The organism is Streptomyces sp. NPDC045431 (genome assembly GCF_040646655.1).
GTDB lineage: Bacteria > Actinomycetota > Actinomycetes > Streptomycetales > Streptomycetaceae > Streptomyces.
On record NZ_JBEZAQ010000001.1, the window covers coordinates 1 to 17357 of the forward strand.

A 17357-nucleotide genomic window follows, 5' to 3' on the forward strand; every position below is an offset into this window, starting at 1 on the left:
GGCGCCGGCGACGGTGCCAGGGTCGCGGGCGCGGCCGATGGCGGCGGGCCCGCCGGTGGCGGCGGCACGCGCGGCCCGTTCGGCACATTCGGTGCGTATGTCACGTGACCTCCCCCTCGGTCGCTGCCCGCAGTATGGCCGTAGGGGCCGACATTCACACCAGGCTTGACTCGATCTTGTTCCTATCGTGCTGAACGGCGTGTGGAAACCCCGCGGCGGCCCCCCACTCGCACCGCCATTCGACCTCCTGTCCTTGAATACGCCGCTCCACCCCCATCGGTTCCCCGTCCGACCCGTACAGCCGTTTCCCGTTCGAGTGAATCGGCGGGCGCCGGTGGGACGCCGGTCTACGCGGCCGTGATCACCACGGCGGCGTTCTGGCCCCCGAACCCGAACGACGAGCTGACGACCGCCCGCAGGGCGGCGCTCCGGGGCGCTTTGGCGACGACGTCGAGGTCGATCTCGGGGTCGAGGGCGTCCAGGTTGGCGGTGGGCGGGATGGTCTGGTGCTGCAGGCTGAGGACGGCACCGGCCGCTTCGATGCCTCCCGCGCCGCCGATGGCGTGTCCGGTGACGCCCTTGAGGGAGGTCACGGGCGGGGGACTGCGGAAGACACGGGTGAGGGCGCGGCTTTCGGCGATGTCATTGCGCGGTGTGCCGGTGCCGTGGGCGTTGACGTGGTCGATGTCCGCCGGTTCCATGCCGGCGTCCGCCAGGGCGGCCCGCATCGCTTCGGCCGCGCCGCGGCCCTCGGGGTGCGGCGAGGTGAAGTGGTGGGCGTCGCAGGTCGCCCCGTACCCGCTGAGGTAGGCGCGGGGGCGCACGCCGCGGCCACGGGCGTGCGCGGGGCGCTCCAGCACCAGGATGCCCGCCCCTTCGCCCAGCACGAAGCCGTCGCGGTCGGCGTCGAAGGGGCGCGACGCCGCTTCGGGGGCGTCCGTACGCCGGGAGAGCGCGCCCATGCGCGCGAAGCACACGGCGGGGACCGTCTGGCGCACGGACTCGCTGCCGCCGGTGATGACGATGTCGCAGGTGCCCGAGCGGATCAGGTCCCGGGCGATGCCCAGGGCGCTGGTACCGGAGGCGCAGGCGGTGCTGACGGTGAAGGCGGGGCCGTGCGCCTTCAGGTCCAACGCGACTTCCCCGGCGACCATGTTGGGCAGGCACCGGGGCAACAGCACGGGTGACACACTGTCGTACTGCCGTGTGGCGATCTTGGCGAACTCGGCCATGTAGTGCGTCATGCTGACGCAGCCGATGCCCAGGACGACACCGACCCGGGACGGTTCCCAGTCACCCGCTCCGAGCCCCGCGTCGGCCACGGCCTCGCGGGCGGCCACCAGCGCCATGGTGGCGAACGGGTCGAGGCGCCAGGTCAGTCGGCGGCCCAGAAGGGCCTCGGCGTCGTATCCGGGGACGCGGCAGGCGAAGTCGACGGGCAGGCCCGCGAGGTCGGGGTCCTTGGCGGCCGTGGGCGTCCCGGCGAGGAGCCCCGCCCAGGTGGCCTCGGTTCCGATGCCGGCGGGGGTGACGAGGCCGATGCCGGTGACCGCGACTTCTCGTACGGCCGCGCCGTTCATCGCACCATCTCGTCGGCCTCGGCCGGAGTGTGCGGCTGCGCGGGCATGTGCGGCTGGGCGGGGAGCGCCGGTCGGCCGTCGGGCCCGTCCTTCTCCCGGCGCAGGCGCTCCAGCAGCCGGGCCGCCTCGGCGACGGTCGAGTCGGCCGTCAGCTGTTCCGCCCTCAGCCCGGTGTTCTCCTCCACCACCAGGGCCATCTCCACCAGGGCGAGGGAGTCGAGGTCCAGGGAGTCGAAGGTGGTGTCGGGAGTGATGTCCTCGGGCGGGATGCCGAAGGTCGCCGTCAACGCGCTGACGATCTGGTCGTACGTCCCGTTCTCGTACGTCCCGTTCTCGTGCGGTCCGTTCTTGTACGTGCTGTTCTCGTACGTACTGGTCTCGAAGGTGCCGTTCTCGTAGGTGCCGTTGTCGTGGGTGTCGGTCATCGCGACCCTCATTTCTGCATGGCCTGAGCCGGGCCCCCCGCCGCACCATTAATAGGGCGGTCGCCATCCGGCCACAGGGAACGCGTGGCCCGCTGCCGGGGCAATCACTGGATCGGCCCCTTCGCGCCGTGCGGTGGGGAACGCCTCCGCCGAAGTCCGCGACAGCTCCGTTACGTTCGTGACGTTTCCTCCCCGTTCGGCTCCTCTCGGCTCTTCACCACCGGAGAACTACATGTGCGGAATCACCGGCTGGATCTCCTACGACCGTGACCAGAACCGCGCACCGGGAGCCTCGGACGTCATGGACGCGATGACGCGCACCATGGCCTGCCGCGGGCCGGACGACTGCGGGACGTGGGCGAAGGGGCCGGCCGCCCTCGGCCACCGCCGGCTCGCCGTCATCGACCTCCCCGGAGGGCACCAGCCCATGACGGTGCGGGGCGCGGCCGACCGGACGGTCGCCCTCGTCCACTCCGGCGAGGTCTACAACTACCGCGAACTGCGGGACGAACTCGTGCGCCGCGGCCACCGGTTCACGACGGAGTCCGACACCGAGGTGGTCGTGCGCGGCTACCTGGAGTGGGGCGAGGCGGTGGCCGGGCGGCTCAACGGCATGTACGCCTTCGCCCTGTGGGACGACCGCGATCAGCGCCTCGTCCTGGTCCGCGACCGCCTGGGGGTCAAGCCCCTGTACTACTACCCGACCGCCGACGGCGTGCTGTTCGGCTCCGAGCCCAAGGCGATCCTCGCCAACCCGCTCGCCCGGCGCTCCGTCTCCCTCGACGGGCTGCGCGAGGTGTTCGCGTTCATCAAGACGCCAGGGCACGCCGTATGGGACGGCATGTACGAGGTGGAGCCGGGCACGCTCGTCACCGTCGACCGCGGCGGACTGCGCCACCGGCGGTACTGGGCTCTGGAGACCCGGCCCCACCCGGACGGCCGGGAGGCGTCCGTGGCCACGGTCCGCTCGCTCCTGGAGGACATCGTCGACCGCCAGCTCGTGAGCGACGTACCCCTGTGCACGCTGCTGTCGGGCGGCCTCGACTCGTCGGTCATCACCGCGCTCGCGGCCCGGCGGATGGAGGCGGCCGGGAAGGAGGTGCGCAGCTTCGCCGTCGACTTCCTCGGCCAGGCCGACGCCTTCGTGGCCGACGACCTGCGGGCCACCCCCGACGCCCCGTACGTGCACGACGTGGCCCGCCGGCCGGGCATCGCCCACCAGGACATCGTGCTGGACTCCCTCGCGCTGGCGGACCCCGCGGTACGCGCCGAGATCATCCGGGCCCGGGACATGCCGGTCAGCCTGGGCCAACTGGACGCCTCCCTGTACCTGCTGTTCAAGGCGGTCAGGGAGCGCTCCACGGTCGCCCTGTCCGGAGAGGCCGCCGACGAGGTGTTCGGCGGCTACAAGTGGTTCTTCACCCCCGAGACCCGCGACGCCGACACCTTCCCCTGGATCCTCCAGTTCGCCGAGAACTTCGGCGACGAGGGCAACAACCTGCGGGGCGAACTGGTGGAGGCGCTCGACATCGTCTCCTACATCCAGGACGGCTACCTGGCCGCGTGCAAGGAGGTGCAGCGCCTGGACGGCGAGGACGACACCGAGTTCCGGATGCGCCGGCTGTCCTACCTGCACGCCACGCGCTTCCTGCGGCTGCTCCTCGACCGCAAGGACCGCATGAGCATGGCCGTCGGACTCGAGGTGCGCGTGCCGTTCTGCGACCACCGCCTGGTCGAGTACGTCTACAACGCCCCCTGGTCCGTGAAGACGTTCGACGGACGGGAGAAGAGCCTGCTGCGCGAGGCGACCGCGGACCTGCTGCCGAAGAGCGTCTACGACCGGGCCAAGAGCCCCTACCCCCTCAGCCACGACCCGGCCTACGCCGCGGCGATCCAGGCACAGGCCGAGGACCTGCTGAGCACCCCTGCGCACCGCGTCTTCGACATCGTCGACCACGACTGGCTGCGGCGCATGGCGCACCGCGACCCCTCCCGCGTCACGGAACCGGCTCGCTGGGGCATCGAGCGTTCCCTGGACCTGGCGGTGTGGCTGGAGACGTACGCGCCCGACATCGCGCTTCCGTGACGGCCCGCACCGGTCGCCCCGGCGGGCGGAAGGCCTGCGCCAGGCGCCCGCGCCAGGTGTCCTCGGCCCGTACGTCCCGCGCGAGCTCGACGTAGCCGTGGAAGGCGACCCGGAGCGGGTTGTACGTCCGCACGTTCTTCGTCAGGCCGTACACCGGGCGCTCCTCCTCGGCGACGAACGAGCCGAACAGCCGGTCCCAGGTGATGAGGATGCCCGCGTAATTGCAGTCGAGGTAGGCGCGCTGGCTGGCGTGGTGCACCCGGTGGTGCGAAGGGGTGTTGAAGACCGCCTCCACGAAAGGCGGGAGTTTGCCCACCCGTTCCGTGTGGAGGAAGAACTGGTAGACCAGGTTCGCCGAAGCGCAGAACAGGACGGCCGCCGGATGTACCCCCAGCAAAACCAGCGGCAGGTAGAAGAGCCACACCGCCGCATTCGTCCACGGCTGGCGCAGCGCACTGGTCAGGTTGAATTTCCTGCTGGAATGGTGCACCACATGGCAGGCCCACAGGACGCGTACCCGATGATGCGCGCGGTGCGACCAGTAGTACAGGAAATCCTGGGCGATCAGCGCCAGCGGCCAGGCCCACCACGTCAGCGGCGCCCGCAGGGGCGTCACCGAGTACGCCGCCGCGTAGAGCGCCACGACCGGGATCTTCCACAGGGCGTCGGTCGCGAGGCTCACCAGGCCGAGCGTGACACTCGTCAGTGTGTCCCTGAACCCGTATCCCATCGCTTCGGCGCTGGGGCGCAGGCGATAACTCAGCAACTCCGCCACGGAGAACAGCGCGAAGGCCGGAGTGGACCACAGGACGATATCCGGCAGGTTGTGCATGCGTGCACCCTACGCAAGCCGATGGATATTCTCGGCAGCCGCTTATCCGGCGCGGTTCGGGAATTACGCCGTTTCGCTGTGCCATGGTGGGTGGGCCGTCCGCTGCTTCCTTCAGGAGTAGCCCATGCCGAGAACCCTCCGACGTATCGTCGTCAAAGCCGGGACCCCGCTCCTCTTCAACGGCTCGTTCAGCGTCGACGCCATCACGGTCCCCCCTCACCCCGTCCGCTGCGGGCCCGAGACGGGCGACCCTCTGCAGCTGGCCGTGCTGGGGGACTCGCTGGCCCTGTCGGCAGGCGTCCACCACCCCGACCAGGCGCTCGCGACCCTCGGGGCCCGCGCCCTGGCCGACGCGGCCCAACGCCCCGTGGAGCTGCGGATGCTCGCACGGATCGGCACCACGAGCCGCTGGCTCGAACGGCAGGTCACCACCGCCCTGCGCGGTACGCCCGGACTGGCCTCGATCGTGGTGGGCGGCAACGACGTCCTCAGCCCCACCCGCACCCGCACCGCGGCGCGCCTCCTGCGCGTCCAGGTCGAACGCCTGCGGGAAGCCGGCTGGCAGGTGCTCGTCGCCACCTGCCCCCACGTGGGCGACCAGCCGGCCCTGCGCGCCTGGGTACGCGAGACGTCACGCCGCCGCAGCCGCCGTCTCGCCGGGCAGCAGACCGTGGCCGCCTTGCAGGCGGGGGCGCGCACCGTATCGCTGTACGACCCGGAGGCGCACACCACCGAGGAGGGCATCACCTCGCCGGACCGCTTCCACCCGTCCGCGCGCGGATACGCGCTCCACCTGCCCAGGCTGCTCCCCGCCGTGCTGGCGTTCCTGGACGAGGCACACGGGACCCCGGCGCCCCCGGCCGACGTCTCGCTCGACGAGGCCGCCGCCCTGGCCGTACAACACCCGGGGACGCACTGCGTGCCCCTGGGGTCCGGGCGTGCCGCCGTCCACCTGCCGCCCGGGTGCGCGGTACGGCTGCCCTCCTCGCGCAGCGCGGAGTACGCCGGCGACTCGCCGTAGCCGGGTTCCAGGCCGGATTGCAGGCCGGGTTCCAGGACCGGCTCATGCCCGCCTCATGCCGGGCTCAGCCCGGCTCAGCTCGCGCTCAGCCCGGGCCCAGTTCGGCCGAGCCCCGGCCGCCGCCCGCCGTCCTCCCTCTACTCCCCGTACTCCGCCCGCAGCCGCGCCCGCGCCCGCGCCGGCGCGCCCACGTGGTCCAGCCCCAGCAGGCCGGCGCCCAGCACCGGCGGCGCGGTCACCACGCCCACCACCGCCCGCGGGGCCTTCGCCGCCAGCAGTTCAGCGATCCGCGGGTTGAGCCGCGGGTGCCGCGCCGCCAGCACACCGCCGCCCAGCACCACCGGAACCTCCTCGTCCAGCAGGCCCAGCCGGGCCAGGGCGACGGAGGCCATCGCCACGACCTCCTCCGCCAGCCGCTCCACCAGCGCACGGGCCACCGGGTCGCCCGCCGCGCTCGTCGCGAACAGCACCGGCGCCAGCTCGTGCCGCCGCTCCGCCGGGATCCGGCCCCGGTGCAGCGCCTCGATCAGCGCGTACATCGAGTCGAGGCCGAAGTGCGCGGGCAGCGTGCGCGCCAGCTCCGTCGGCTCGCCGCGCCCGTCCTCGGCGCGCGCGGCCCACCACAGCGCCTCCTCCGCGAGCCCGCTGCCGCCGCCCCAGTCGCCGGAGATCCGGCCGAGCGCGGGGAAGCGGGCCGTGCGCCCGTCGGGGGTCATGCCGACGCAGTTGATGCCCGCCCCGCACACCACCGCCACGCCCCGGGGCTCCTCCACCCCGGCCCGCAGGACGGCGAACGTGTCGTTGCGCACCTCGACGGAGCCGGCCCAGCCCCGGGCCCGTACCGCCTCCGCCAACTCGCGCTCCTCGACCGGCAGGTCGGCGTTGGCGAGAGCGGCGGACACATGGGCGGCGTACGGGGGGCCGTCCAGCCCGGCGGCCCGGGCCGCCGCGCCGACGGCGTCCGCGAGCACGTCCACCGCGGCCTCCACGCCCACGGCCGGCGGCTGGAAACCCCCGCCGCGCGCCGCGCCGAGGACCGCCCCGTCCGCACCGACCACCGCGACGTCCGTCTTGCTGTTGCCCGCGTCGATCGCGACGACCGCGCCGCTGTTCACGCCCACGCGAGGTGCTCCCGGTTGTGCGCGATCAGCCGGTCCGTCAGACCGTCGGCGAGCGCGTACTGCCCCACCAGCGGATGCGCCAGCAGTGCCTTGAACACCCGGTCCCGCCCGCCCCGCAGCGCGGCGTCCAGCGCCAGGTCCTCGTACGCCGAGACGCCCGCGACCAGCCCCGCGTACAGCGGATCGAGCTCCGGCACCGCCAGCGGCACCGCGCCCGAGCCGTCCACCGCCGCCTGCACCTCGATCACGGCGTCGTCCGGCAGGAACGGCAGCGTCCCCTTGTTGTACGTGTTGACGACCTGCACCGCGGGGCCGGTGGCGCCGGAGCCCAGCAGCGCCGCCGCCAGTCCCACCGCCGCCTCCGAGTAGAAGGCCCCGCCCCGCTTCGCCAGCAGCTCCGGCTTCTCGTCCAGCGCCGGGTCGCCGTACATCGCCAGCAGCTCGCGCTCCATCGCCGCCACCTCGGCGGCCCGCGACGGCTTGGTCCCCAGCTCCCGTACGACCTCGTCGTGCGCGTAGAAGTAGCGCAGGTAGTAGGAGGGGACGACGCCGAGCCGGTCGAGGAGGGCGCGCGGCAGCCGCAGATCGGCGGCGATGGCGTCGCCGTGCCCGGCGAGCAGCCCGGGCAGGACGTCCTCGCCGTCCGGCCCGCCGAGCCGCACCGCCCGCTCCCAGGTGAGGTGGTTCAGCCCCACGTGGTCCAGGTGGACCGCGCCCGGCTCCACGCCCAGCAGCCGGGCGAACTTCCGCTGGAAGCCGATGGCCACGTTGCACAGGCCGACGGCCTTGTGGCCGGCCTGGAGCAGCGCCCTCGTCACGATCCCCACCGGGTTGGTGAAGTCGATGATCCAGGCGTCCGGGTTGGTCCGGCGTACGCGCTCGGCGATGTCCAGCACCACCGGCACCGTGCGCAGCGCCTTCGCCAGCCCGCCCGCGCCGGTCGTCTCCTGCCCGACGCAGCCGCACTCCAGCGGCCAGGTCTCGTCCCGCTCGCGGGCCGCCTGCCCGCCGACGCGCAGTTGCAGCAGGACGGCGTCGGCGCCCTCGACGCCCGCCTCCACGTCGGAGGTGGTCGTGATGCGACCGGGGTGCCCCTGCCTGGCGAAGATCCGCCGGGCCAGCCCGCCGACCAGTTCCAGGCGGTCGGCGGCCGGGTCGACGAGGACCAGCTCACCGATGGGGAGCGTGTCGCGCAGCCGCGCGAAGCCGTCGATCAGTTCGGGCGTGTAGGTGGACCCGCCGCCCACGACGGTCAACTTCATGGTCAATGCCTCAGCCCTTCGGTCCTTCAGCCCTTGACGCCGGTCAGTGTGACGCCCTCGACGAACGCCTTCTGCGCGAAGAAGAAGACGAGGATGACCGGGGCCATGACCAGGACCGTCGCGGCCATGGTCAGGTTCCAGTCGGTGTGGTGCGCCCCCTTGAACGACTCCAGGCCGTAACTCAGCGTCCACGCGGCCGGGTGCTCGGAGGCGTAGATCTGCGGCCCGAAGTAGTCGTTCCAGGCGTAGAAGAACTGGAACAGCGCGATCGCCGCGATACCCGGCTTCGCCATCGGCAACACCACCCGGACGAGTGTGCGCAGCTCGCCGCAGCCGTCGACCCTCGCCGCGTCCAGGTACTCGTCGGGGATGGTGAGCAGGAACTGCCGCAGCAGGAAGATGGAGAACGCGTCCCCGAACGCCATCGGAATGATCAGCGGCCACAGCGACCCCGACAGATCCATCTGCCGCGCCCAGAACAGGTACATCGGGATGATCACCACCTGCGGCGGCAGCATCATCATCGAGATCACCAGCATCAGCGCGAGCCGTCGGCCGCGGAAGCGGAACTTCGCGAGGGCGTACGCCACGGGGATCGACGAGACGACCGTCAGCAGCGTACCGAGCCCCGCGTACAGGAGGGTGTTGCGCCACCAGGTCAGGAAGCCGGGGGTCTGCCACACCCTGCCGTAGTTGCCCCACTCCCAGGTGTCGGGCGTGAGGTCGCGGGTGAGGGCCTGCTCGTCGCTCATCAGCGAGGTGAGGAAGAGGAAGACGAACGGCAGCACGAAGAAGAGCGCGGCCGCGACCCCCAGCGCGTGCACGCCGATCCAGTGCAGCACCGCCCTGCGGCGGGCCGTCCGCCCGGCGGCGGCCGACGCCCCGGCCCGTACCGCCGGCGTCCTCTCCACGGTCTGTACGTGGCTCATGCGGTCAGTCACCCGCCTGTACGAGGCCGAGGCCGCCGCGGCGCCGCATCAGCAGCGCGGTGAAGGCCATGGCGAGGGCGAAGAGCACCAGGGCGACGACGCACGCGGACCCGTAGTCGAAGCGCTGGAAGCCCAGGTTGTAGACGAGCTGGGGGAGGGTCAGCGTGGACTTCTCCGGGTAGCCCGGCTCGAAGGTCTGGCCGCTGTTGCCGATGATGCCGGAGGCGACCTTTCCGGCCACCAGGGGCTGCGTGTAGTACTGCATGGTCTGGATGACCCCGGTGACCACGGCGAACAGCACGATCGGCGAGATGTTCGGCAGCGTCACGTACCGGAAGCGCTGGAAGGCCGACGCCCCGTCCAGCTCGGCCGCCTCGTACTGCTCCTTCGGGACGTCGAGCAGCGCCGCCATGAAGATCACCATCAGGTCGCCGACGCCCCACACCGCCAGCATCGTCAGCGCGGGCTTGGACCACGCCGGGTCGCCGAACCAGGCGGGGGCCGGCAGCCCGAGGTCGGCGAGGAGCGCGTTGACCGGGCCCGTGCCGGGGTTGAGGAGGAAGACGAAGCCGAGCGTGGCGGCGACCGGCGGCGCCAGGTAGGGGAGGTAGAACAGCGTCCTGAAGAGGCCGGCCCCGGTCTTGATCTTCGTGATGAGCAGGCCCACACCGAGGCCGAAGACCACCCGGCAGGTGACCATGACGAGCACCAGCCACAGCGTGTTGCGCATGGCCGGCCAGAAGGCCGGATAGCCGGAGAGGACGTACGTCCAGTTCTCCAGGCCGTTGAAGACGGGCGCCTGGAAGCCGTCGTACTTCATGAAGGAGAAGTACACGGTGGAGACGAGCGGGTATGCGAAGAAGAGGCCGAAGCCGACCAGCCAGGGGGAGAGGAAGGCGAGGGTGCGGAGCCTGGCGCGCGTGCGCCTGGCCCGCAGGGCGTGCGTGGTCACTTCGCCTTCTCGATGTCCGTGTCGATCTGCCGCGCCACCCGTTCCAGACCGGCCTTGAGGTCCTTCTCCCGCCCGGACTCGTAGAGGTAGCCGAACTCCTGGAGGGTGACCTGGTACGCGCCGCCGTTGACGGAGGCCGGGGTGGTGTTCGACTTCGGGTGCCGGGCGATGTCCAGGAAGGTCGTGAAGCGCGGGTCCAGCTTCAGCTTCGGAGAGGCGAGCGCGTCGTGCGTGGAGGGCACGTTGCGCAGCTCGTTGGCGAAGTCGACGACGGCGTCCGTGTCCGTGGTCAGGTACTTCACCAGCTCCCAGGCGGCGTTCTGGCGGGCGCTGGTGGACGCGATGCCGACGATCGTGCCGGACAGGTAGCCCTTCCCGTAGTCGGCCACCTGGTCGTCCGGCACGGGCAGCGGCGCGACACCCACCTCGAAGGGCACCTTGGCGTCGGCGGTCATACCGAGCCGCCACTCCCCGTCGAGCTGCATGGCGACCTGACCGGTGTGGAAGGGGTGCTTGGCGCCCCACTCGTCACCGAAGGTGTTGCGGTACTTCTCCAGCTTCGCGAAGCCGCCCAGCTTCTCGATCAGGTTCTTCTGCCAGGTGAACATGGCGGCGAAGGCCGGGTCCTCGGCGACGGTGGACCTGCCGTCCGCGTCGAAGTAGCTGGGGCTCCACTGGGCGACCAGGTGCCCGGGGGTCGTCTCGTAGCCGTGGAAGACCGGCATGAAGCCGAGCTGTTCGTACGAGTCCCCCTTCGGCTTCGTCAGCTTCCGCGCGACGGTGTCGAACTCGCTCCACGTCTTCGGCGGCGCCGTGATGCCCGCCTCCGCGAAGGCGTCCTTGTTGTAGTACAGCCCGTACGCGTCACCGAGCAGCGGCAGCGCGCAGCGCTTGCCCTCGAAGGTGGTGTAGTCGAGGCGCGGCTTGGCGAAGGTCTTCTCCAGGTCGAGCTTCGCCTTGTCGATGAAGGGCTTCAGGTCGGCGAAGGCACCGGAGGAGCAGAACTTCCCCACGTTGTCGGTGGTGAAGGACGACACCACGTCCGGGGCGTTGGAGCCGCCGGCACGCAGGGCCTGCTGGATCTTGTCGTCCGTGATGTTGGGGACGGCCTTCACCGTGATGTTGGGGTGGTCCCTCTCGAACCGCTCGACGGCGGCGTTGACCGCCTTCACCTCACCGGGCGCGGACCAGCCGTGCCAGAAGGTCAGCGTCGTCCTGGCCTTCGGGTCGTCGGTCGCGCCCGAGGGCGCGGCGCCGGTGCAGGCGGTGGCGGTGAGGGCCGCGGCGGCGGTGAGCGCGAGGGCGGCGGCCGCGGTACGACGTCGTGCGGGCATGACGGAGTCTCCCTGGACGGGTCTGGGTCTGGTTTGGTGCCGGTCTCAGTGGGTGGAGGTGTCGAAGACGTCGTCCCGGGTGGCGGCGAGCGCGCTCTCCAGCGCCCCGCGCAGGACGGGATGCCGCTGTACGCCGCCGATCACGAGGCGCGGCCGGGAGGCGGCCAGCTCGCCGAGCTCCGCCTGGACGCGCTCGCGCAGCGGTTCCCCGCCGGCGGTGATCACCCGCCCCGAGAGCACCACCAGCTCGGGGTCGAGGACCGCGACCAGCGAGGCGAGCCCGGTCGCGAGCCCGGTCGCGTAGGCGTCGAGGAACCTGCGGTACGCCGGCGGCGCGTCGTCCCGGGCCGCGCGCTCGACGAGCCGGGCGGCGACGTCGGCGTACTCGCCGCGGTCGCCGCCGGGCGCGTCCTCGATGCCGAGCTCCCGCGCGAGCCGGGGCAGCGCCTGGGCGCCGGCCAGCTCCTGGAAGCCGCCGGCGTTCGCCCGGGCGACCTGCCGCACGAGGGGCGCGCCGGGGACGGGCAGGAAGCCGACCTCGCCGGCGCCCCCGGTGAACCCGCGGTGCAGCCGCCCGCCCAGCACGAGCGCGGCGCCCAGGCCCTGTTCGTTCCACAGCAGGACGAAGTCGGCGTGCCCGCGGGCGGCCCCGAGGCGCTGCTCGGCGAGGGCGACGAGGTTGACGTCGTTCTCGTACTCGACCGGCATCGGCAGCGCGGCGGCCAGCTCGTCCAGCAGCGCGGGGGAGTGCCAGCCGGGCAGGTGGCTCGCGTACCGGAGCCGGCCCGTGCCGGGGTCGAAGGCGCCGGGCGTGCCGATCACCAGCCGGTGCACCTCGCTCCGCGTGATCCCGGCGGCCTTCACGGCGCCGTCCAGCGCGTCGGTCACCTGCCGTACCGCGTCCCCGGCGGGGCGCTTGGGCGTGGCGAGCTCGAACGCGCCGACCACCTCGCCGGTGACGTCGGCGACGGCGGCGCGGATGCGGTCGGGGCTCACGTCGAGCCCGGCGGCGTACGCGGCCCGCGCGTTGACGGCGTACAACTGCGCGTTGGGCCCCGGCCGCCCCCCACTCGTCCCGGTCGCCACCACCAGCCCGGCCGCCTCCAGCCGCGCGAGCAACTGCGAGGCGGTGGGCTTCGACAGCCCGGTGAGCTTCCCGATCCGGGTGCGCGACAGGGGCCCGTGCTCCAGGAGCAGGTCGAGCGCGGCCCGGTCGTTCATGGCACGCAGGAGGCGGGGGGTACCGGGGACTCCGGTGCCGGGGGTGGTTCCGGACACGAGGGGGATCACCTGCCGATGACTATTAGGAAAGTTTCCTGTCCACGTGGCGCAGAACGTAGGGCGCAGGTCAGGGGGGTGTCAATACCCGCGCGCGGGGGCGACATGGCCTCCATGGATCCAGTCGCCCTGCGCCGCGTCGACACGTGGCTATGCCCGAGAAGGAGCGCTGGAGGTTGCCGGCCCGGACGGGCGCACGTGCACCGCCTCCCTCCGGTTGCGCACCAGTTACCCCGTCACCTCGACATGACGCGACATCTCGCCAGATACCGCTACTTGCACACCCTCAGCTTCTTACACCCACAGCTTTTGCGGCCAGGAATGTGTCGCTTACACAGACCAGATGTCCGCAAGGTCCGTCGCGGCGCTCTTCACGGGAGCGCCATATCTGTGGTGGGCCTGGGGAGGCCCTGGAGGGGTGGGGTGGGTCATGCCTGCACGCAGGCGGAGATCGGCACGCGCGGTGGCCATGCTGCTCGGGTGCGCGCTGGTGACGGGTGCCGTGCCCGCTGTGGGATACGCGGCGACCGTCGCGAGCCCGCCCGCCGGAGCTCCGGAGATGAATCCCGAGCAAACCGCGTCGGAAGCAGCCGTCTCGTCCGGCAAACCGGTCGAAGTGACGGAGGCGCGGACGGAGTTCACCACGACGGTGGCGAACCCCGACGGCACGTACACGCTGACCCAGGCCACAACCCCGCAACGCGTGAAGACGGCTGAAGGTTCCTGGCGGGACATCGACATCACGCTGGAAAAGCGGGCGGACGGCAGTGTCGGCCCCAAAGCGGCGATGGTCGACCTGTCCTTCTCGGGCGGTGGCCAGGGCAAGGACCTGATCACGCTGGGGAGCGAGGAGGGAACCCTGTCCCTGAGGTGGCCCAGCGCTCTGCCGGAGCCCCGGCTGTCCGGACCCACGGCGACCTATCCCGGCGTCTTCGAGGGCGTGGACCTCCAGCTCACCGCCACCGCCGTCGGCTACCGCGAGGTCCTGGTCGTGCACACCGCCAAGGCGGCGGCCAATCCGCAGCTCAATGAGGTCACCCTCAACGCCTCCGGCGACGGCCTTCGCGTCGTGCCCGGTCCGGGCGGCGGGTTGCGGGCCGTCGACGACGACGGCAACACCGTCTTCAGCGGCCCCGCCGGGCAGATGTGGGACTCCGCGGGCGGCGCCCCCGACGCCACCGGTACGCGTACCCAGCTCCTCCGCACGGCGCCGCAGGCCGGATCCACGGTTCCGCCGGGCGGTGGCGCGGACTCCGGCACGCGAGCGGGCGACGACGCGGCACATCCCGGCAAGGGCGACGCGGCGGCCGAGCTCCCGGTGAAGGTGACTGGCGAGAAGGTCACGATCACCCCCGACACGAAGCTGCTGCGCGGCGCGAACACGGTCTACCCGGTGTACATCGACCCGCCCATGGGCCTCGGCCGACAGGAGCGCACGGTGCTGTCCTCGGACGGCGACCGCTTCTGGGACTTCGACGGCGATCACGGGGTCGGCAACTGCAGTGTGCAGGGCCCCTACTACTGCGGCAGGAACTACACCAACCGCATGTACTTCGAGTTCGCGCCGACGAGCCTGCCGGGGAAGTACGTACTGGACGCCACCTTCCGGGCGTACGAGACCTGGTCGTTCTCGTGCGACCCCAAGTGGGTCGACCTGGTACGCACGGACAACATCTCGGAGGCCACCCGCTGGCCCGGGCCGAAGCACCTCGACCTGATGAACGACCAGTACGTATCGGCCGGGCGGGGCACCAACTGCTCACCGGAGCAGCCGGACAGGTGGGTCGAGTTCCATGACAACCGCGCGGAAACCGACGAGAACCTCATCGCGACCGTACGGGCGCTGGCGGACGGCAAGATCAGCCGGCTGACGCTCATGCTGAAGGCCAAGGACGAGGGCGACCCGGCGGCGTGGAAGCGCTTCGACGACAACGCCGAGCTGCAGATCGTGTACATCGCCAAGCCCGGAGTGCCCGGCCTGCGCGTGGCCTCGGGAGACGGCGGCTACTGGGACTGCAAGGGAACGGCCACCGACCCGCAGGTCGTGACCCGTCTCACGCCCACCTTCCAGGCGACCGTGCAGACGCTCGTGAAGCCGAGGCTGGTGAACGAGCGCGGTTCGCTCCGGGCGTTCTTCCACGCCCAGCGGCGTGCGTCCGACGGTTCCTGGGTGAACACCTGGAGCACGAGCATGCCGGGGACCGGCTACGACCCGGACGACACGGTGGAGAACGCACAGCTGCCGCATGGCGAGGACGGGTTGCTGTACCGCGTCTCGGCGCTCACCCAGTCCCACTGGACGTACGGCACGAAGAGCGGCAGCCTCTCCTCCCCGTACCACTCGTGGTGCTACTTCAAGATCGACGTAGCCGCTCCCAAGGCGCCGCGCATCACCGCCGGATCGCCGTACACCGCGTGCACCGCCACCCTCTGCGAGGGCGCGGGCGGCCCGGGCGTACCGGGCACGTTCACCTTCGCTCCGAACGCGGCTGACTCGGACATCACGACCTACCGCTGGTATCTCGTCGGACAGGGGCGAGCCCATGAGGTGGCCGGGCCCATCGCCAAGGACGTGGTGGTCTTCCCCGCGCTGTCCGGCACCGTGACACTGGCCGTGCAAGCCAAAGACGTCAACCAGCGGTGGGGCGAAACGGCTCACTTCTTGTTCAAGGTCAAACCCGCTGAGGGAGAAGTGGGACGCTGGCGGTTCGGCGACCGGCCGACCGACACCACCACGGTGATCACCAAGGACACCGCTACCGAAGGACTCAGGCACGACGCCACCCTCAGCGGCGGCGCCATCTGGTCGGACCAGGGCCGCCGTGGCGCGGGCGACTACTCGCTGGGCCTCAACAGCGCGGACCCGGCCAAGCAGCAGGCGTACGCCGCGACCGGGTCGGCGGCGGTGAACACCAGCTCCTCCTTCACCGCAGCGGCCTGGGTCTACCTCACGGAGGGCACGACCAACCGCGTCGCACTGGCCGCGCCGGGAGCCCAGGACGCCGCTTTCACGGTCTACTACTCGTACGCGAAGCGCCGGTGGGCGTTCAACCGCGGCTCACAGGACAAGGTCGACGCCGTCGACGTCACCACCTTCGCCGACCCCGGCGAGTCACCCCTCAACGTCTGGACCCATGTGGCGGGTGTGTTCGACACCAAGGGGGACACCGACAAGGCCAACGACACGATCCAGCTGTTCATCAACGGCAAACCGCAGGGCCAGCCGGTCACTCTCGCCTCCGTGGTGCCCGCTTACGAGCCGTGGCTGTCGGTCGGCGGTCTCCAGATCGGCCGTACGAAGGCACAGGGCAGCTACGCCCAGTACTTCCGGGGCCACATCGACGAGGTCGCCGTCTGGCAGCGTGCTCTCGGGGAGCGCGAGCTGAGGCAGGAGGCCGGCCTGTCAGGCGAGGACACCCCGTCGGTGGAACTCGTCGCCGACTGGAACGCCGGTTCCTTCACCGGCACCGAGATCAAGGACACGAGCGGCTACGGCCGGCCCTCGCTGAAGCTCTCGGCGACCGGAGCGCGGGCCGGTGAGGAGGCCCTGCTCCTGGACGGAACCAGCGGCCATGTATCGGCCGCCGGTCCGGTGGTGGACGAGAAGGGGTCCTTCACGGTCACCGCGCGTGCCCGGCTCGACAAGGCCGTGTTCGCCGGAAAGCCGGTCGGCTACCGGGCGATGGTGTTCGCCCAGCCCACGACGGCCGGCAGCGAGTCCTCCTGGGCCCTGTGGGCCGAGAAGGTCGCGGACGGCGTCTACCTGTGGAGGTTCGGCCGCACGGCTGTCGACGCCACGGGCAAGGTCACCGAGACGGCCTCCGTACCCGCGCAGGAGCCCGCAGCCGTCGATACGTGGGTGCAGGTGACGGGCGTGTTCGACGCCTCCAGGCAGACGGCTGACGGTTACGGCAAGACGCGCCTCTACGTGGGCGTGTCCGAGCAGACTCCGAGCGAGAAGGCCGAGTTCACCACCCCGACCCAAGGTACGGGCGCCCTCACCGCCGGCAAGGGCTCGGCCGCCGGCGCCACCGGGCATCACCTTCCGGGCGCGCTCCAGGACCTGCGCATGTGGTCCGGGGCGATGTCCGCCGAGCAGGTCGGCGCCCTCATCGGCTGACCACCAGCACGGGGAACGGCCGGGTGCGCCGACGCGCACCCGGCCACGCCCCCCACACGCACACCTCCACCTGACTCGCACGCGTGCGGCCAGCCCGCACCCAGGAGCGGACATGAATGATCATCCTTCGGCACATCCGGGCACACGCCCACGCACCGGCCCGTCGGCGGGGAAACGCTGGGCCGGGCGCATAGCCGCCCTCACCGGATTCGTTCTCCTCCCCGGCCTGCTGACTCCGGTCGCCTTCGCCGCCGACCCGGACCCGCTCGGCGCCCCGGCGCTCAAGCCTCACCGAGCCACCAAGGTCCATCCCTTCACCGCCGAGACCGACACCAAGAGCGCGGCAGCGGCGGCCCGGGCGGCCAAGGCCGAGGCCGAAGCGGTGAAACGGGCCACGCGTCAGCAAGCCGTCACCGC

At 71.6% G+C, this 17357-nt stretch carries 12 protein-coding genes; 3 read left to right on the plus strand and 9 right to left on the minus strand.

Annotation, left to right across the window (positions count from 1 at the left end):
* Window positions 1-347: 347 nt before the first annotated feature.
* Together AB0A69_RS00005 and AB0A69_RS00010 are read right to left on the minus strand one after the other, a co-directional pair.
* A complete protein-coding gene (locus AB0A69_RS00005; protein WP_361413360.1) occupies window positions 348-1580 on the minus strand; it encodes a beta-ketoacyl-[acyl-carrier-protein] synthase family protein in 1233 nt (410 codons plus the stop codon).
* On the minus strand, window positions 1577-2005 hold the full coding sequence (locus AB0A69_RS00010) for an acyl carrier protein (RefSeq protein ID WP_361413363.1): 429 nt from the start codon (window positions 2003-2005) through the stop codon (window positions 1577-1579). Before AB0A69_RS00010 ends, AB0A69_RS00005 begins: the two co-directional genes overlap by 4 nt.
* Before the next feature lie 232 nt (window positions 2006-2237).
* Between AB0A69_RS00010 and asnB the strand changes: the two genes are divergently transcribed.
* Complete coding sequence (gene asnB / locus AB0A69_RS00015; protein ID WP_361413366.1) at window positions 2238-4091, plus strand: asparagine synthase (glutamine-hydrolyzing); 1854 nt, start codon at window positions 2238-2240, stop codon at window positions 4089-4091.
* On the opposite strand, the gene AB0A69_RS00020 is transcribed toward asnB, so the two are convergent.
* Complete coding sequence (locus tag AB0A69_RS00020) at window positions 4003-4923, minus strand: sterol desaturase family protein (RefSeq protein WP_361413369.1); 921 nt, start codon at window positions 4921-4923, stop codon at window positions 4003-4005. The two genes, asnB and AB0A69_RS00020, sit on opposite strands and share 89 nt — an antisense overlap.
* A gap of 124 nt (window positions 4924-5047) precedes the next feature.
* Here AB0A69_RS00020 and AB0A69_RS00025 point away from each other — a divergent pair, with 124 nt between their 5' ends.
* Window positions 5048-5944, plus strand: a complete 897-nt coding sequence (locus tag AB0A69_RS00025) for a GDSL-type esterase/lipase family protein (RefSeq protein ID WP_361413372.1) — start codon at window positions 5048-5050, stop codon at window positions 5942-5944.
* A gap of 137 nt (window positions 5945-6081) precedes the next feature.
* Here the strand turns inward: AB0A69_RS00025 and AB0A69_RS00030 are convergent, their stop codons facing one another.
* From AB0A69_RS00030 to AB0A69_RS00055, 6 genes are read right to left on the minus strand one after another with little or no spacing between them, the layout of a single operon-like run.
* Window positions 6082-7065 carry a BadF/BadG/BcrA/BcrD ATPase family protein gene (locus tag AB0A69_RS00030; protein ID WP_361413375.1) on the minus strand — a complete coding sequence of 328 codons (984 nt, stop codon included), beginning with the start codon at window positions 7063-7065 and terminating at the stop codon, window positions 6082-6084.
* On the minus strand, window positions 7056-8327 hold the full coding sequence (locus AB0A69_RS00035; RefSeq protein ID WP_361413377.1) for a 6-phospho-beta-glucosidase: 1272 nt from the start codon (window positions 8325-8327) through the stop codon (window positions 7056-7058). Before AB0A69_RS00035 ends, AB0A69_RS00030 begins: the two co-directional genes overlap by 10 nt.
* A 26-nt stretch (window positions 8328-8353) precedes the next feature.
* The gene (locus AB0A69_RS00040) at window positions 8354-9256 is read right to left on the minus strand and encodes a carbohydrate ABC transporter permease (protein WP_361413379.1); all 903 of its coding nucleotides are present in this window, start codon (window positions 9254-9256) and stop codon (window positions 8354-8356) included.
* A gap of 4 nt (window positions 9257-9260) precedes the next feature.
* The gene (locus AB0A69_RS00045) at window positions 9261-10208 is read right to left on the minus strand and encodes a sugar ABC transporter permease (protein ID WP_361413382.1); all 948 of its coding nucleotides are present in this window, start codon (window positions 10206-10208) and stop codon (window positions 9261-9263) included.
* Complete coding sequence (locus AB0A69_RS00050) at window positions 10205-11542, minus strand: ABC transporter substrate-binding protein (RefSeq protein ID WP_361413385.1); 1338 nt, start codon at window positions 11540-11542, stop codon at window positions 10205-10207. The genes AB0A69_RS00045 and AB0A69_RS00050 overlap by 4 nt, the downstream gene beginning before the upstream one ends.
* A 45-nt stretch (window positions 11543-11587) precedes the next feature.
* Window positions 11588-12763 carry an ROK family transcriptional regulator gene (locus AB0A69_RS00055; RefSeq protein WP_361415106.1) on the minus strand — a complete coding sequence of 392 codons (1176 nt, stop codon included), beginning with the start codon at window positions 12761-12763 and terminating at the stop codon, window positions 11588-11590.
* A 616-nt stretch (window positions 12764-13379) separates the two neighbouring features.
* Here AB0A69_RS00055 and AB0A69_RS00060 point away from each other — a divergent pair.
* Window positions 13380-16940, plus strand: coding sequence for a LamG domain-containing protein (locus tag AB0A69_RS00060; RefSeq protein WP_361413388.1), 3561 nt, complete (start codon window positions 13380-13382; stop codon window positions 16938-16940).
* The last annotated feature ends 417 nt before the right edge of the window (window positions 16941-17357 follow it).

Excerpts from the sequence above, each read along its gene's own strand:
- AB0A69_RS00035 (WP_361413377.1), bottom strand. The coding sequence starts at position 8,327 with ATGAAGTTGACCGTCGTGGGCGGCGGGTCCACCTACACGCCCGAACTG.
- AB0A69_RS00025 (WP_361413372.1), top strand. The coding sequence starts at position 5,048 with ATGCCGAGAACCCTCCGACGTATCGTCGTCAAAGCCGGGACCCCGCTC.
- AB0A69_RS00005 (WP_361413360.1), bottom strand. The coding sequence starts at position 1,580 with ATGAACGGCGCGGCCGTACGAGAAGTCGCGGTCACCGGCATCGGCCTC.
- AB0A69_RS00010 (WP_361413363.1), bottom strand. The coding sequence starts at position 2,005 with ATGACCGACACCCACGACAACGGCACCTACGAGAACGGCACCTTCGAG.
- AB0A69_RS00055 (WP_361415106.1), bottom strand. The coding sequence starts at position 12,763 with ATGAACGACCGGGCCGCGCTCGACCTGCTCCTGGAGCACGGGCCCCTG.
- asnB (WP_361413366.1), top strand. The coding sequence starts at position 2,238 with ATGTGCGGAATCACCGGCTGGATCTCCTACGACCGTGACCAGAACCGC.
- AB0A69_RS00050 (WP_361413385.1), bottom strand. The coding sequence starts at position 11,542 with ATGCCCGCACGACGTCGTACCGCGGCCGCCGCCCTCGCGCTCACCGCC.
- AB0A69_RS00020 (WP_361413369.1), bottom strand. The coding sequence starts at position 4,923 with ATGCACAACCTGCCGGATATCGTCCTGTGGTCCACTCCGGCCTTCGCG.
- AB0A69_RS00040 (WP_361413379.1), bottom strand. The coding sequence starts at position 9,256 with ATGAGCCACGTACAGACCGTGGAGAGGACGCCGGCGGTACGGGCCGGG.
- AB0A69_RS00060 (WP_361413388.1), top strand. The coding sequence starts at position 13,380 with ATGAATCCCGAGCAAACCGCGTCGGAAGCAGCCGTCTCGTCCGGCAAA.